At 59.8% G+C, this 15,658-nt stretch carries 15 protein-coding genes; 7 read left to right on the top strand and 8 right to left on the bottom strand.

Annotated elements, in window-relative coordinates:
* Nucleotides 1-130: 130 nt before the first annotated feature.
* Both PZA18_RS11980 and PZA18_RS11975 read left to right on the top strand, forming a co-directional pair.
* Nucleotides 131-343, top strand: a complete 213-nt coding sequence (locus PZA18_RS11980) for a hemin uptake protein HemP (RefSeq protein ID WP_284101081.1) — start codon at nt 131-133, stop codon at nt 341-343.
* A 57-nt stretch (nt 344-400) separates the two neighbouring features.
* Nucleotides 401-919 carry a GNAT family N-acetyltransferase gene (locus PZA18_RS11975; protein WP_284101080.1) on the top strand — a complete coding sequence of 173 codons (519 nt, stop codon included), beginning with the start codon at nt 401-403 and terminating at the stop codon, nt 917-919.
* A 53-nt stretch (nt 920-972) separates the two neighbouring features.
* Here PZA18_RS11975 and PZA18_RS11970 read toward each other — a convergent pair whose 3' ends face one another.
* The 4 genes from PZA18_RS11970 to PZA18_RS11955 all read right to left on the bottom strand — a co-directional run bounded on the left by PZA18_RS11970 (nt 973) and on the right by PZA18_RS11955 (nt 4,536).
* Nucleotides 973-1,605: a lytic transglycosylase domain-containing protein gene (locus PZA18_RS11970; protein ID WP_284101079.1), complete on the bottom strand. Its 633-nt coding sequence runs from the start codon at nt 1,603-1,605 to the stop codon at nt 973-975.
* 4 nt (nt 1,606-1,609) lie between these two features.
* Complete coding sequence (locus tag PZA18_RS11965) at nt 1,610-2,050, bottom strand: GNAT family N-acetyltransferase (protein ID WP_284101078.1); 441 nt, start codon at nt 2,048-2,050, stop codon at nt 1,610-1,612.
* On the bottom strand, nt 2,047-3,759 hold the full coding sequence (locus tag PZA18_RS11960) for a proline--tRNA ligase (protein ID WP_284101077.1): 1,713 nt from the start codon (nt 3,757-3,759) through the stop codon (nt 2,047-2,049). The genes PZA18_RS11965 and PZA18_RS11960 overlap by 4 nt, the downstream gene beginning before the upstream one ends.
* Before the next feature lie 165 nt (nt 3,760-3,924).
* Nucleotides 3,925-4,536 (bottom strand): glutathione S-transferase, encoded by a 612-nt coding sequence (locus tag PZA18_RS11955; RefSeq protein WP_284101076.1) that lies wholly within the window; start codon nt 4,534-4,536, stop codon nt 3,925-3,927.
* A 350-nt stretch (nt 4,537-4,886) separates the two neighbouring features.
* On the opposite strand from PZA18_RS11955, the gene PZA18_RS11950 reads away from it, so the two are divergent.
* Nucleotides 4,887-5,387 carry a hypothetical protein gene (locus PZA18_RS11950; protein ID WP_284101075.1) on the top strand — a complete coding sequence of 167 codons (501 nt, stop codon included), beginning with the start codon at nt 4,887-4,889 and terminating at the stop codon, nt 5,385-5,387.
* 81 nt (nt 5,388-5,468) lie between these two features.
* On the opposite strand, the gene PZA18_RS11945 is transcribed toward PZA18_RS11950, so the two are convergent.
* Nucleotides 5,469-7,232 carry an ABC transporter transmembrane domain-containing protein gene (locus PZA18_RS11945; RefSeq protein ID WP_284101074.1) on the bottom strand — a complete coding sequence of 588 codons (1,764 nt, stop codon included), beginning with the start codon at nt 7,230-7,232 and terminating at the stop codon, nt 5,469-5,471.
* A 168-nt stretch (nt 7,233-7,400) separates the two neighbouring features.
* Here PZA18_RS11945 and PZA18_RS11940 point away from each other — a divergent pair, with 168 nt between their 5' ends.
* From PZA18_RS11940 to PZA18_RS11930, 3 genes are all read left to right on the top strand, one after another.
* Nucleotides 7,401-8,690: a YHYH protein gene (locus PZA18_RS11940; RefSeq protein WP_284101073.1), complete on the top strand. Its 1,290-nt coding sequence runs from the start codon at nt 7,401-7,403 to the stop codon at nt 8,688-8,690.
* Nucleotides 8,691-8,797: 107 nt separating this feature from the next.
* Nucleotides 8,798-10,462, top strand: a complete 1,665-nt coding sequence (locus PZA18_RS11935; RefSeq protein WP_284101072.1) for an ATP-binding protein — start codon at nt 8,798-8,800, stop codon at nt 10,460-10,462.
* Between the two features lie 43 nt (nt 10,463-10,505).
* Nucleotides 10,506-11,189: a response regulator gene (locus PZA18_RS11930; protein WP_284101071.1), complete on the top strand. Its 684-nt coding sequence runs from the start codon at nt 10,506-10,508 to the stop codon at nt 11,187-11,189.
* 305 nt (nt 11,190-11,494) lie between these two features.
* On the opposite strand, the gene PZA18_RS11925 is transcribed toward PZA18_RS11930, so the two are convergent.
* Complete coding sequence (locus tag PZA18_RS11925) at nt 11,495-11,986, bottom strand: hypothetical protein (protein WP_284101070.1); 492 nt, start codon at nt 11,984-11,986, stop codon at nt 11,495-11,497.
* Between the two features lie 186 nt (nt 11,987-12,172).
* Between PZA18_RS11925 and PZA18_RS11920 the strand changes: the two genes are divergently transcribed.
* On the top strand, nt 12,173-12,448 hold the full coding sequence (locus tag PZA18_RS11920; protein WP_284101069.1) for a hypothetical protein: 276 nt from the start codon (nt 12,173-12,175) through the stop codon (nt 12,446-12,448).
* 95 nt (nt 12,449-12,543) lie between these two features.
* On the opposite strand, the gene PZA18_RS11915 is transcribed toward PZA18_RS11920, so the two are convergent.
* Both PZA18_RS11915 and PZA18_RS11910 read right to left on the bottom strand, forming a co-directional pair.
* A complete protein-coding gene (locus PZA18_RS11915; RefSeq protein ID WP_284101068.1) occupies nt 12,544-13,560 on the bottom strand; it encodes an HlyD family efflux transporter periplasmic adaptor subunit in 1,017 nt (338 codons plus the stop codon).
* Nucleotides 13,557-15,656 carry a TolC family protein gene (locus PZA18_RS11910; protein ID WP_284101067.1) on the bottom strand — a complete coding sequence of 700 codons (2,100 nt, stop codon included), beginning with the start codon at nt 15,654-15,656 and terminating at the stop codon, nt 13,557-13,559. Before PZA18_RS11910 ends, PZA18_RS11915 begins: the two co-directional genes overlap by 4 nt.
* Nucleotides 15,657-15,658: the final 2 nt, after the last annotated feature.

Raw genomic sequence — 15,658 nt, 5'->3', positions numbered from 1 at the left:
CATCGGGCTCCTTTGCCCCAGCCAGCTTCACCAGGCCCCGCCCAGTGCGGGGCTTTTTCATGATATCGCCGTGGTCATCATTCTCATTCTTTATTTGCAAATGAGAACCATTCGTGATTAGAATGAGTCCATGCAAACCTCCAATCCCCCCAAGGCAGCCAACCGTAACCGAGTGGCCCAGCCGAGCCAAACGTCCGGCCATTCTGGCGAAGCCCGCTTTCGCCCCGTGGCGATTCCTAGCCAGGCAATATTCTCGGGTGCCGTCGAAGTCGAGATTGACCACAACGGCGTGCGATACCGATTGCGCCAGACCTCACAAGGCAAGCTCATCCTGACCAAATAATCGGCTGCATCATGACGGTATGGTTTAATCAAACCTTTGCCCACCAAGACCATCCTCATGACCCCGATTGCCCAAACCCCTCACTTGCTGTTGCGCCATTGGCAGGAAGCCGACCTCGATGCGTTCTGCCGCCTGACCAGCGACCCACTGGTGATGCACTGGGTTGGTGACGGCACCGTGCTTGATCGCGATATCACAGCACGCTGGATTGCCAAATCGCAACAAAACTACCTGCAGCGGGGTTACGGCGTCTGGGCCGTGCAAGACCGGCTTAGCGAAGAAGTCATTGGCTGGGCAGGTATTACTCAGACCGAGCACAGTGAGGAAGGTCGTAGCGCAGAGCTGGTATATGCCCTGCGGCCTGACTATTGGGGAAAGGGCCATGCCAGCGAGCTGGTCCTACAGATTACAGGCTGGACGTGGCGCCATACTGCGTTGGATTCAATCGTTGCAACGATTGACCCTGCAAATACCCCATCCCAGCGGGTATTGGAGAAAAATGGCTTTGCCGTGGAAGCCGACCGGCTGGATGAGGACGGTTTGCCGGTCAGATATTGTCGTTTGTATCGTAGCTAGGCGCTGTTGAGGTTTGCTCTCCGGGCCAAAACCAAGCACCAACAGAACCTGGACTATTTGCTGACCTGATAACTGACCTGGGTCGGTGCGGGAGTATTCAGTGGCGAATAACTCCACTTACCTCGCCACGCCCCCAACACCAGGTTGGGATACTCCGGCTTGCCCAGGCTACCGTTATACCGGCCGAGCGCCCGATATAGATTTCCGCTTTCGATATCAATGTAGTGGCGCAAAATCGTGCAGCCAAAGCGCAGATTGGTGTGCATATCAAACAGATTATGGGTGTCCTTGCCGATTGAACGCACCCAGAACGGCATGACCTGCATCAGCCCCCGCGCCCCCGCGACAGAGATCGCATAACGCCGAAACCCACTCTCGACCTCAATCAAGCCCAGCACCATCTGTGGGTCCAGCCCAGCCCGCACCGATTCGTAATGGATCGCTGTCAGCAGATAGCGGCGAGTGAATTCGTCGGGAATCTTGCGTGCCAGCCGGCGTGACATTTCCTGCACCCAGCGTTCGCCATCTTCAGGCCGGTCAAACACCAGACGCGCACGGGCGCCATCATTGATGCTGCGCTGCATCGTGGTGGCGACGCTGGCTGACAAGGCTTCTTCTTTCTGGGCCCCCGCCCAGACAGGTGCGGCACACGCCAGCAATAGTGAGAAAATCAAACGGTACTTCATGGTCTTAAAACGTCTTGATAAATCGGGTCTGATCCGTCGGATCGTAACCTTCACGTTGGTAAAAACGATGGGCATCCGAGCGACCATTGCCGCTGATCACCTCCATCCGACAACAGCCCGCCTGCCTGGCAAATTGCTCTGCCGCCGTCAGCAGGCGCTGGCCGATACCCTGGCCGCGCAGCGGTGCCTCAACCACCAGAGCGGTAATTTTTCCAAGGCCACCTTCTGTATGTAGAACCGGAATGCAGTGAACACCAACCAAGCCCACGACACGTCCGGCCATCCAGGCCAGCAGAATCGCCCCATCGCGCAGATCAGATAACGTCAGCAGCCGCAGCTGGATAAGCGCTGGCTGCTGCGGATAGCCCAACTCGCCAAGGAGTTGGGCTACCACTGTGGCGTCATCAACCCGCGCAGGTCGAATCAACAGCGCAGTCTGGGTCACGCCAGTTTGGCTTTCATCATGGCTGCAGCCTCCTCCACCTTCACCAGCGAGGCTGCGGGATCGCGACGCGCCTGGTACTCGATATCGCCATTAGCCAGATTCTTGTCACCAATCGTGATGCGGTGCGGAATACCGATCAGCTCTATATCGGCAAACATGACACCGGGGCGCTCGTTGCGATCGTCCAGCAATACGTCGATCCCTGCAGCTAAAAGTTCCGCATACAGTTTGTCAGCCGCCGCCTTGACGGCCTCGGACCGGTGATAGCCCACAGCAACCACCGCAACCTGGAACGGCGCCATGGCAACCGGGAAGTTGATGCCTTTATCGTCAAAATTCTGCTCGATACAGGCGCCGACGATCCGCGATACGCCGATGCCATAGCAACCCATTTCCATCGGCTTGGTCTGGCCTTCCGCATCCAGGAAGGTACAGCTGAGCGCTTCAGAGTACTTGGTACGCAATTGGAAGATATGCCCGACTTCAATACCCCGGCAGATTTCCAGCACGCCCTTGCCATCAGGACTGGGGTCGCCCGCCACCACGTTACGGACATCTGCAACGATATCCGCCTCGGGCAGGTCACGCCCCCAATTGACACCAGCGATGTGGAACTTGGGTTTGTTGGCGCCGCAGACAAAATCATTCATGACAGCCACCGCACGGTCAGCAATCAAACGGACCTTGCTGCGATCAACCCCAACAGGGCCCAAGAAGCCAGGAGGGCAATTGAAGAAGCTGCGGATTTCCTCTTCCGTCGCAAAACGGAAATCCGTCATACCCGCCAGCTTGCCAACTTTAACTTCGTTCATACTGTGGTCGCCACGCAGCAGGACAATATTGAGTTTGTCTTCCGCCATCAGGGCAATCAGTTTGACAGTACGTTGCAGCGGGATTTCGAGCAATGCTGCAACCTGCTCACAAGTGGTCTGCTTGGGCGTATCAACGTCCCGCAGTGCCTCAGCCGGCGCGGGGCGGCTGTCAGCAGGCGCCAACGCTTCCGCCAGCTCGACGTTGGCAGCAAAGTCGGAGGTCGGGCAATACGCCAGCGCGTCCTCGCCCGAGTCGGCAAGCACATGGAATTCATGAGAGCCATCGCCACCAATGGCACCAGTATCAGCAGCCACGGCACGGAATTTAAGGCCCAGGCGACTGAACACGTTGGAATAGGCGCGATACATCCCGTCATAAGTCTGTTGCAGGCTCGCGAGATCAGCATGGAAGGAGTAGGCATCCTTCATCACAAACTCACGGGCTCGCATTACGCCGAAGCGCGGCCGGATCTCATCGCGGAATTTGGTCTGAATCTGGAAAAAATTGAGCGGCAACTGCTTGTAGCTCTTGATTTCGCTGCGACCAATATCGGTGATCACTTCTTCGTGCGTCGGGCCGAAGCAGAAATCGCGCTCATGCCGGTCTTTCATCTTCAGCATCTGTGGGCCAAACACCGCCCAACGGCCACTTTCCTGCCACAACTCCGCGGGCTGAATGGCCGGCATCAACAACTCCAGCGCGCCGGCCTTGGTCATTTCGTCCCGGACCACGGCCTCAACTTTGCGCAGCACGCGCAAGCCAAGCGGCATCCAGGTGTAAAGACCCGAACCCAGTTTCTTGATAAGACCGGCCCGCAGCATCAGCTTGTGGCTGGGCAGCTCGGCCTCGTTAGGTGCTTCTTTCAGTGTCGAAAGGAAAAATTGCGAGGTACGCATGGTCGTTCAGTCCGCTAAGTAGTTGATTTTTGCAAGCCGCGAGTTTACCAGCTGGCCAGCCACTATCGTTAATACATCGTCATACATACAGAAGGTTTACAGCAAAAACAAAGGGCCGGGGAAGATCCCCGGCCCTTTGGAAACAGGCATGGCAGGGATCGCCGCTCAGCTCGCTGGCGGTACGGTCTCTGCAAAAGACGGTCGCTGTGACAGCTTCTCGAAATGCCGTTCGAGGTTTGGATAGGCCGCACGCCAATCAATATGCGCGAAGCGCAGATCCAGATAAGCCAGGCAGCAACCGACGGCGATATCCGCCAGCGAATAGGAGTCACCACTGCACCATAAACGCTCACCCAGGTCGTCAGACATCGCTTTCAGGCCGCGATCAATCTTGACTTGCTGGCGCGAGATCCAGTCTGCACTTTGCAGCGCTGCAGGCCGTTTCTTCTCGATGAAAATATTGGCCGCAGCCTCCTCGATGCCGTCAGCCAGCGCCTCCCAGCGCTTGACGTTGACCGCCTGACGATTGTCTTGCGGTATCAACCGGGAAACGGGCGAGATGCTGTCAAGATATTCAACGATCACACGGGAGTCGAACAGGGAATGGCCGTCGTCGAACACCAGCACCGGTACTTTGCCAAGTGGGTTGTAATCGGGGACATGGGTTTCTGCATCCCAGGGGATATCGACTTCGAGTTGGCACTCGATGCGCTTTTCGTGCAGAACCACCCGCACCTTGCGGGCGAAAGGACTGGTAAGCGAGGCAATCAGTTTCATATTTGGAGCTTGTTTTAATGCACCGGCAAGGCACTCAACCGACGTGGCGAGCACAGCAAAGCCGGATTGCGGGCCAGTATGACCGGCTTTACCCAGGCACGGCAAGCTCTGCTTCGGTCATTTTCGGCCTTGGCGATGCTTTTTCGGAAGCAAGACTGGCCACAAGCTGCTAAACCGATATGGAAAGCAGAAAACATGGGCCCGTTTCGCTTATGCAATTGATATTCCAGCATAAGCCGTCAGCGCCGGGTGAGTATTACAGGCGCTATTGTTTATTGATTGCGTCCAACACCCTGCGCGCTGCCCGCCCGGCAGGCCAGGTGCCGGCAAGACGCTTCTGGAGGTGTTCGATGCACGACAAGACCCTGCTGATGACGCTCTACAAAAAGCTGAATGACGGGCAGATGGCCAAAGACGTGTTCTACAAAATGCTGGTGCGGGCTTTGGTTGATGAGGTGGCCGGCACGCGGACCAGTATCTGGTTTTTCTCCAGCAGTCTGAAAGATATCCTCAGCTGCGAGAGCATGTATGACAAGGCCACCAATCAGTGGAGCAGCGGGCTCGCCTTCAAAGAGGATGACTGCAGCGCCTATTTCGAGGAGCTGACCCAATCCAAGCAGGTCATTGCCGGCGACGCTCACAGCGATCCGGCCACCAGCTGCTTCAATGATCTGGAATTCAGCCCGGTTGACCCCTACGGCATTCTGGATGTGCTGATTGAAGTGGATGGCGAGAGCTATGGCATGGTCCGTGGCGAGCGTGGTGGTGGCATTGGCTGGAACACCGATGATCTGGTGTATTTCAAGCAGGTGGCAGCCATGATTGGCCTGGTTCTGAAAAAAGTCGGTTGATGCCCGGCAGGCCACCTCAAGCTGGCGTTTGTTGGCTGGTAGCGAAAATGCAACGCCAACGGTGGCCGGGTCGCTAACCCATCAATGCGCCAGCCCGAACTGCAGGGATGCTAATTGCGCATACAGGGGAGACGTTTCGATCAGCTCGGCATGGCGACCGATGGCGACAATCCGGCCGGCTTCGAGCACGACAATCCTGTCTGCCTGTAGCACCGTGGCCAGGCGGTGGGCGATCACCAGAGTCGTGCGGTTTTGCGCTGCATTGTCGAGCGCAGCCTGCACCAGGCGCTCGCTGGCGGCATCCAATGCACTGGTTGCTTCATCCAGCAGCAGAATCGGCGGATTCTTGAGAATGGCTCTGGCAATGGCGATGCGCTGACGCTGCCCGCCAGACAAGCGAACCCCTCGCTCCCCCAGGAAGGTGTCGTAGCCTTGCGGCAAGGCTTCGATAAACTCGGCAGCAGCCGCTTTGGTAGCCGCTGCCTGTATCTCGGCCAGCGTTGCTTCAGGGCATCCATAGCGGATGTTGTCAGCCACGCTGCCCGCAAAGATCACCGACTCCTGCAACACCACCCCGATGTGGCGACGTAATTCCTGCAAAGCCAGCTCGCGAATATCCACCCCGTTCAGACGAATACAGCCTTGCTGCGGATCATAAAAGCGCAATAACAGCTGGAATACCGATGTCTTGCCGGCGCCCGATGGTCCCACCAAGGCTACCCGCTCACCCGGCCTGATCAACAGGGAGAGTTCATTCAGGGCATTTTGTTCAGGTCGCGAGGGGTAATGAAAACTCAGCTGCTCCAGCCGCAGCCCTTCTCCCGTCAGGGGTAGCGGCGCGGGGGGCGTCCGTTCTTCGACCGGTGAGCGCAAGGACAGTAGCTGCATCAAACGTTCTGCCGCACCGGCCGCGCGCTGCAAATCCCCCCAGACTTCGGCAATCGCACCAATTGCCCCAGCCGTCACCACGGCATACAAAATGAACTGCGATAGCTCACCGCCTGTCATTTTTCCCGCCAATACTGCCTGGGCGCCCAGCCATAGCACGAAGACGATGGCGGCAAAAACCAGCACGATAACCACGACCGTGAGCCAGGAGCGAGCACGGATGCGGGCCAGAGCGGTGCGGAAGGCGGTCTCGGCCGAACCGGCAAAGCGGTGGATCTCGTAATCCTCCTGCGTGAAGGCCTGAACCGTCGGCATGGCGTTGAGCACTTCGCCGGCGAGGGCACTGGCATCAGCTACCCGGTCCTGACTGGCTTTGGACAGTTTGCGCACCTTGCGGCCGAATAGCAGGATAGGCACGACCACCAGCAGCAAGGTAGCAACGATGTAGCCACTCAAATAGGGGCTGGTAATCGTCAGCATCACCACGCCCCCCACCAGCAGGAACAGATTGCGCAGGCCCATCGACAGACTGGTCCCGACGACGGTCTGTACCAAGGTCGTATCAGTGGTCAGACGGGACAGCACTTCGCCAGTCTGCGTGGTTTCGAAGAACTGCGGGCTCATGCGCAGCACATGGCTGTATACCGCCTTGCGGATATCGCTGGTAACCCGTTCGCCGAGCCAGGACACCATGTAAAAGCGCATCGCCGTTGCAGCCGCCAGCACCAGGGAGACGCCGAACAAGGCCAGGAAGTAGCGATCAATATGTCCGCTGCTGGATTGGGCAAACCCAAGGTCGATCAGGTATTTGAAGGCAACCGGCAGTGCCAGCGTGGCACCAGCGGCCACCAGTAGCGCCAGCAGCGCCACCAGCCATCGACCCAGATACGGGGTAAGAAACGGCACAAGATGACCTAGCGGGCCGATGCGCGGCAAGCGATTCAAGGGATTATTCATGGCAAATCTGCTCGGGCAAGTGTGGCAAAGATCAAGAATCTGCCCGGCAAGATCAGGGCAGACTGCTCAAAAATAGTTTGCAAAATAGCGTGTTAGCGGTGCTCCCCATAATTGAGCCACATTTACGGAGAAAGATGGCGACATCCCCCCAACACACCGGAGACCGCCATGAACCACCCTGACTTCAAGCGCCCCTTGATTGTGAGTCTGATCACCAGCCTGATCGCCGCCCTCGCCACTTCTGCAGCCCACGCACATGGCGCTACCGAGCATGCTGCTGCAGCGGGAGTTGATCTGACCCGCCTGCCAATTGGCAACAAAGTCACGACCTCGCCGCAGCGCGGGGCGGTGTACTCATGTCAGACCCAGTTCAATGGCGGTGGCGCGTTTGCTACCGGCAAATGGATAAATGGTGACGGTACTTATAATCTCAACGCCAAACCGATCATTGATGGCGCTGTCAGCTGGCCTAGCCAGTTCACCCTCAGCGTGAGCAACGGCGTGCGCAAGATTATTGGCAACGATCTGCCCAGCCACCCCACCGGGACTTACCCGGTCGCGACAACCGACGACGCTTATCAGTATGACCGCAATCCCAACCGGATCAGCAGCCAGAATCTCAGTTACAACCTCACACTCAACCCCGAAGCCTCGGCCACACCGGCCTGTCTGAACATGGGCCCGATTGGCGTTCTACTGTCTGGCTCCTATGTCTTCAACGCCCTGGATGCCGGCGGTCGCGATGCGGTGGCCTACGAATTGCAGGATAGCTGTCAGGGACACCCCGAACGTAGCGGCGCCTATCACTATCACAGCATCACCACCTGCCTGGAAGACAAGCCAAGTGGCGGCCATTCGCCATTGCTGGGCTATGCCATCGACGGCTTCGGCATATATGGGCACTACGGCCAGAATGGCGAGACCCTGACCAATGCCGATCTGGACGAATGCCACGGCCATACCCATGAAATCGACTGGGATGGTAAAAACGTGGTGATGTACCACTACCATGCCACCTGGGAGTACCCCTACACCATTGGCTGTTTGCGCGGCAAAGCCGGCAGCAGTACAGGCGGCACTGGTTCTGGCACAGGCACCGGCACAACCAGCCCGACTGCCAACTACAGTGGCTTATGGATAGACAGCAGCAACCCGACCTGGGGCGTATCGTTCTATCAGGACAACAGCAGCAGTCTGATGTTCTTCCTGGGCTACGACGGGGCAGGCAGCCCGGCCTGGTATGGGGTCTTTGATGCCCGCTGGAGCAGCAGCACTACCCTCTCCGGCACGGTCTACCGCTTTGCCGGTGGTACCGGCAGCAGCGTATTCAATCCGGCCAATGCCCGCAGTACGGTCGCCGGGAGCGCCACCATGCAGTTCGATTCAACCAGCAGCGCGACAGTCTCTGCACAGATTGACGGTAGCAGCGTCAGTCGCAAGGTAAGCCGGATTCGCTAGGCTCTGTTGGCTGAAGAGCACCATGAATGGCAAGCTCTGCAGCCTACTCGATTGATCCGGGCTTCTGACAACAGGAGCCCGCCACACGGCACTGCCGGAAGCCACCCATGTTCCGCTCGATTTCTCATACATTCTTCGCCGCACTGGTCACGACCTCGATTGCGCTGGTCATCACCATGGCCATTGCCACCCGTATCAGCCTGGGTCATGGCTTCGACCTGTACGTCACGCGAGTTGAACTGGGTCGGCTCGGCATTGTGGCCGACACGTTGAAGCAGGCTTACGCTGATCACCAGAGCTGGCAGTTCCTGCGTGATGATCCGGATGCGCTGGTCAAAATGATGGGCCGGGTACGTCGCCAGCTGGCTGAACAGAACACCACGCGGAATGATGCGCAAGACGACATGCCCCCGCCACCGCCCCCTCAAAACGCCAGGTCCCGGCCAACGGCCGACAATCTGGGAGACTGGCAGACCCCCTACCATGATGGCCGCCCGCCTCCTCCCGATGGCCCAGGCAATGCGAGGCGCGACCGGCCACCGCCACCCTTTGATGGCCCCGGTGACGGGCGGCCGGATCGTCCACCGCCCGATCGTCAGGGCCCGGACTTCGAAGGGCGCGACCGTCCACCGCCCCCCGGCACCCGCCCCCCGCCGCCAGACCGGCTGGGATTATTGCGCCGACTGGCGGTACTGGATGTCGATGGCAGCCTGATCACCGGCAACCCGAAGGCACTCAATGGCCCGAGAGAGCCGTTGCAATGGCAGCCTGATGCCTCCAGCCCCAGCCGCCTCATCGGCTATATGGCCTTGCAACCGCAGATCGACGACCACAACGAGCTGAGCGTGGCCTTCATCAGCAGCCAGAGCCGCAATCTGTTCGGCATCGCGCTGGCAGCCTTGCTGGCATCAGCCGGGGCTGCCCTGCTTCTGGCACGCCATGTTAAAAAGCCGATCGCTGCACTGGCCGATGCCAGCCGGCAATTGGCCAAAGGCGACTTCGAGGTACAGCTGGCAGAAAACCGGCGCGACGAAATCGGTCAGGTGGCCCATGCCTTCAATGCCATGGCCCGCACCCTGAAGGCGCATGAGCATTCGCGTCGGCAGTGGGTTGCCGACACTTCGCACGAGCTACGCACGCCACTGGCTATTCTGCAGGCGCGGATCGAAGCGATGTCTGATGGGGTCATGCCAAGTTCGCCCGAGTCTTATAAAGTCTTGCTGGGCGCCATCAGCGAGTTGAACGGCTTGGTGGATGACCTGCACGAGCTGGCCCGTGCCGATCTGGGCGAGCTGCAATATCGGATGGAGCCGATTGCTGTGGCAGAGATCATCGAAACCGCCACGAACAGTTTCGATGCCCGCTTTCGCAAGATGGATCTGCGTTTCAGCCAGGATAACCAAGCCCCTGTCAGCAGTCAGATCAAGGGCGACCGCCTGCGTCTGGCACGGGTCATTGGTAATTTGCTGGCAAACTCGGCCCGGTATACCGATGTCGGTGGCGAAGTCCGGCTGTCGGCACGCGCCGATGGCGGTTGGGTCGAAATCGCTGTGGACGACTCTCCGCCCGGCGTGCCCCCGGCCGCACTGGATAAGCTGTTCGATCGTTTTTTCCGGGTAGAAGGCTCACGCCAGCGCGAGTCGGGCGGCAGCGGTCTGGGGCTTGCCATCGTCAAGGCATTGGTCGAAGCCCACCGCGGCAGCGTCCACGCGGAAGCCTCGCCATTAGGCGGACTGCGTGTGGTCGTCAGGCTGCCCCAATTACACGAATAATGGCAATTGCCTAAGAACCACTCAGAACAGGACATCCCCCACCATGCCCCACCAAGCCTCCATCCTGCTGGTCGAAGACGAACCGCGCATTGCTGAAGTCATGCTGGCCTATCTGAATCAGGCGGGCTACCAAACCCGGCACATCGACCACGGCGAGGCGGTACTACCCGCCATTCACGAGGCCGCCCCGGACTTGCTGGTACTGGATTTGATGCTGCCAGGAAAAGACGGTGTCGCCATCTGCCGGGAATTGCGGGCATTTTCCAGCCTGCCGGTCATCATGGTGACGGCGCGGGTTGAAGAGATCGACCGATTGTTGGGGTTCGAGGTGGGTGCAGACGACTACCTGTGCAAGCCCTTCAGCCCTCGCGAACTGGTCGCCAGGGTGCATGCCTTGCTCAAGCGCAGCCGGCCCGCCCCAGCCAGCGGGCAGATCGAGTCAGCCTTGTTCACCGTCAACGAATCCAGCCAGCGCATTGCCTGTGCCGGCAATCTGCTGGATCTGACGCCGCGTGAATTCCAGCTGCTGCGGTATCTGGTCAGCCAGCCGGGCCGGGTGTTTTCCCGCGCCCAGCTTATCGAGCTGGCGTATACCGACGCTTCAGATGTATTCGACCGCGTGGTCGATACCCATGTAAAAAATCTGCGCCGCAAGATTGCAGAACACCTGCCGGAACGGGAAGTCATTCATTCGGTTTACGGCGTTGGCTACCGCTTTGAGGTCTAGGTTCTGTTGACCTAAGGTTTGCAGATCACGTTTCACCGGAAAACGGCCTGGAACAAAGCGCAGCGCGCGCCGCATAGTCATTCTATGCAAGCGTTCTGCAACACAGGGCCGGGCCATTTTCCGGTGAAACCCTGCGGGGCGGGGCGTCGTTAGGGTTCGCTTATTTAGCTCGCTAAACCGCGCTTACCCTGCCGTGCGTGGTGGTTGGGGCTTTAGCCCCTTACCATCCACGGCCTACCCCTTGCGGGTATAGACCCGCCCCAAAACTCGGCCCGGCGCGACTGTAAACCTTACGTCAACAGAACCTAGACGGGTTCCGATTGGGAATCAGCCTTTGCGTCAGAACCCACCTGCGCGGCAGCCTGTTTGACCTCGCGATACCAACGATTGCATGCCGGGAGCAACAGACAGGCAAAGGCCACCATTTCTAGCAGCCACACCACCAGATAGGCCCCCATCAATGCATGACGATCCAATGCAAACGCCATCAGGATCTTCATCGGCCCGCCAGCCATCACAATCATCCCCATGAATATCAGGATGGTGATGCGGGCCCAGTTCCGGCCTGTCCAGGCCAACCAGCAGAAAACCCCGGTTACGCTCAGCCAGAAGCCGCCACCGCCGAAGGCCATTGCGGCAATGCCCAGCTTGCCCAGGCCCTCCATCAAGCCGGCAGACCCTGGACTACGTGCGAACATCGCCTCTAGATAAAAATAGTGGCAAACCGCCCCCAACAGCGTGGTGAGCATCACCAAGCCTAGCGACACATACAACATCATCGGACGTTTAGGTAACACAAGCCTCTCCATCTCTCCATAAATAAGCTTGGGTTCATCTTGCGGCAGTGGCCGCATTACGCCAAGCCATTCCGCACAACAATCCGTTGCCGCTCTCCCGAATTGATCCACAGTTAGGGCGTAAAGTGGTGCTCAGTGGATAGCCAATCGGCCCTTACCCAAACCCAACCAGACAGGAGATTCATCATGCACTTCTTTCTACGATTACTCGCTCTGACCTTGGCCAGCAGCTTCACCATTGCCACGGCTGGTACACCACAAGGGCCGCGTGAAGGCTGCGATCGTCCGCCCCCACCACCGCCACGGGAAGCGCTGGACGCCTGTCGTGGCAAGGCTGCTGGCGCCGTGGTGCAGATCGCCACCCCACGCGGAGAAAAAATCTCGGCCAAATGCCAGCTGGTGGCGGTGTCCGATGCCATGCCCGGCCCGGCAGGCGGCGAACAGCCCCCCAAACCACGCTGATGACGCTGGTGTGTCAGCCCATGCAAAAGCCCGGCGCCATCATGGCCGGGCTTTGTTAGTTCGGACTAATGAAATTTGAAATGAAATTGTTGAACTTATTGCTGCCAGGGCCAGATCTGATCGAAGCGGACATCCAGAGGCAGTTGATGAATGCGATAGCGCAACGGTAGGGGTTGGTCGGGCTGCAAGGTCACGACAATCGCCTGACCACGTGGCATCAGCTGGGCAGTTCGGTCTGCAGGTAGCCGTTGCGTCTCAGGCGCAATCGCCACCACATGCGCCGGCAACTGTCCGCCATCGGCAAAACGGAGGGTGGCTGCCCTGCCAAGCTTGGCATAGCGGGCTTCTGCAGGCTGGATATAGGCCATGATGCGCGGCTCGGCCGTGCCACGCAGCAGCGCCACTTCGGTTTCCTCGGTCACCCACTCGCCCGGCCGCACCAACAATCGCAACAGCTCGCCGCTCACTGGCGCCACGCCCAGGGGGGGCTGCACCGGTGGCAGGGGCTTGATCGGTTTGGGCAGATTGCTCACCCGCCGCGACGATGCCCCGCGTAAGTCAGCCAGGTCACGCGCCGCGCGAATGCGATCAGCCTCGGCACCCGACCACATGGCCTGGGCGTTGGCCAGTTCCGCTGCGGTCGCAGCACCCGCAGCCAGCAAACGCCGTACCGCCTCCAGATGCTGATTACGCAGCTGGAGCTGCCGCTCGGCCAGGGCCAGCGATGCCCGTGCCACGTCCAGCTGGGCAGGCGATACCTGCGAAGGCTGCGGGTTGTCCGGAATCTCAGGTATTGCCTCGACCGGCAGGGTCTGCAATTTGCCCACCGGGTCGCCCGCATTCAGACGCACGCCCGGTTGCTGAATCTGGGCAATCCGGCCTGAAACCCCGGCCTTGACCACCACGTCCTGCAAAGTGACAAACGCCGGCGCGGGCTCCCACCAGTAGGCAATCACAAAGCGCAGGGCCAGATAAAGGGGGGGCATGATCACCAGGGCCAGCAGCAGATACCAGCGCCAGCGTGGCACCTGCCGCTTGGCGGCAGCATACCGAACCGCCATGCCGTTCGACTCCTGCGACGAGGTGGGGGGGAGATCAAAACGGATTTTCATGGCTTGGCCTCTTGGAAATGCTTCCAGGACTGCACCGTCACCCCGAGAAATCCTGATTGATTGGAAAGTTGCCCGGCTAGCCGCTGCCATTGAGTCAGGGCGAGTCGCCGACCTTGCGTGGCGCTACTCTCCGTGCCGGGCAGTGCCGACTCGACGCTTTGCGCGATGGCTAGCGGTAATGGGCCTTGCAATAAAGGCTGGGCAATCTCGACCACGCGTTCGGGATCGCTGACATAAATCATGGCAACCCCCTGGCTCAGGCCAGCATCCAGCAGGCGCTGCACCCAAACCTTGTCGGCAAATTCGCGATGATGGGTCGTGAGCACGACAGGCCAGCTCACGGTCTGCCGGACCTCGTGGAGGGTGTCGATGACCTGCTCAGCCCAGTCGGCCTGCGCTGCATCCGGCAGTTGACTGCGTTCCAGATCCAGATTGACCGCATCAAACTGAAAGCCGGATAACTGCCGCAACAATGCCAACAAAGCCGGGCGGCCAGCCGGTTGCACCCACTCGGGATCACCCAGCAACCACTCGACCCGTATGCCGCGTTGCCGGGCATTGTTCAGCATCTGCCGCACCACCCAGGCATTTTTGGGTTCGGCCATGCGTTTGACCTGCTCTGCGGTAAACGACAAGGACAGGCGCCCGGTTCCCGGCGGCAGTGCAGACCAAGGCGCCGTGCGTTGCAACCAGGCGCGGCCATTCCAGTCAAAGAAGCCCAGGCTGGCGGTAGTCGCCACGGTCTGCTGTGGCGCAAGCGACGAAGTCTGGGGCGCCGGTTGCAGCGACACAGCCTTCGCCAACGCTACAAACAAGGTGTCTGGCAGCGGTGGCAGCCCGGTTGCCGCCGGGCATTTCACGTCGGCTGGCGCCAGCGCCAGCCAGTCGATGACGGCTTCATCCTGGCGTTGACGGGCCCGGCTGTAGTCCATGGCCGCCTGATACAACGCATACCGCGTCTGCAATTCGCGCTCCAGCACATCACCGTAGAGGCTATGTGTACGCAGCTCAGCGATGCGCCAGGCCTCCTGTGCGGCATCGAGTTGCGTGCGGGAGCTGACCATGTCGCGCAACCTTACGGTCAGCGTCGCATGGGTCTGGGTCAGCTCCCGTTGCAGATCCGCAAGACGGGTATCGAGCAGCAGTTGGGCGCGCTGCAGTTCCGCCGATGCCGCTGCCCGCCGCGCCTGACGTACAGGCCCATCCCCTAGCGGCAGGGTGAAGTCTACGGTCACGCCGGTCGAACGCCCGGAGGGGCCGCCGATATCCCTGCTCAGCGACTGCACCAGCGATACCCCTGCATCCATCCCGGAAGCTTTGGCCTCCTGCACACGTTGCTGGCGTAAGGCCACTTCGGCCTGAGCCTGCGCCACCGCAGGGCGTTGCGAAATCTCTGCCCGCAGCTGCTCCAGACTCACGCACTCGTGCTGCAAGCCCAAGGGCTGCGCCACAAATGGCTGTAACGACTGCCCGGTCAGGCGTTGCAGCACGCCGAGCGCATCCGCCTGGGCGGCCTCATGCCTGACCAATTCTCGCCTTGCCAGATCGAACATCGACTGAAAACTCAGGCGATCCGACTCCAGCAACAAGTGCTCCCGCATGCGCAGGCGCAACCAGCCTTGTGCCACCGTTTCGCTTTGTAGAAATTGGTGGGACAGACGCACCCGCTCGCCAATATGCCAAACCTCGGCATAGGCGCGGCGCAATTGGCGTAAAACGGTCTGCAGCACTTCCTGCTCGTTGAGCCGGGCCTGCTGCAGGGCAGTACGGGCAGTGTTGCTGGCCTGTTCGCGCTCGCGGGCAGCGGCCAGCAGCGACCAGCGCACTCCCAGCTGCAGATTGCTGCGGCGGTAGTCTCGTATCTCGGTTTCGGAAACCGACTCGCGGGTATCTGCCAGGCTAGCCCCACCCACCAGACGGGCATTGCCCTGCGCCTGAGCGGCATCCAGCCGATGCTGCAAGGCCTCGGCTTCGAGGGCGGCCAGTCGCTGCTCGGGCGCGGCCTCGCGTGCCAACGCTTCCAGCTGCTGCAATGTCAGCGCCGGAGCCGGTGAGATCCCCACAACCAGCAGGCTGATCAGAATGCGTCGGATCATAG

The sequence above is a fragment of the Parachitinimonas caeni genome (assembly GCF_030129945.1).
Taxonomy (GTDB): domain Bacteria; phylum Pseudomonadota; class Gammaproteobacteria; order Burkholderiales; family Chitinimonadaceae; genus Parachitinimonas; species Parachitinimonas caeni.
Note: the sequence above shows the minus strand (reverse complement) of the source record. Positions and strands in the feature narration are given on the sequence as shown.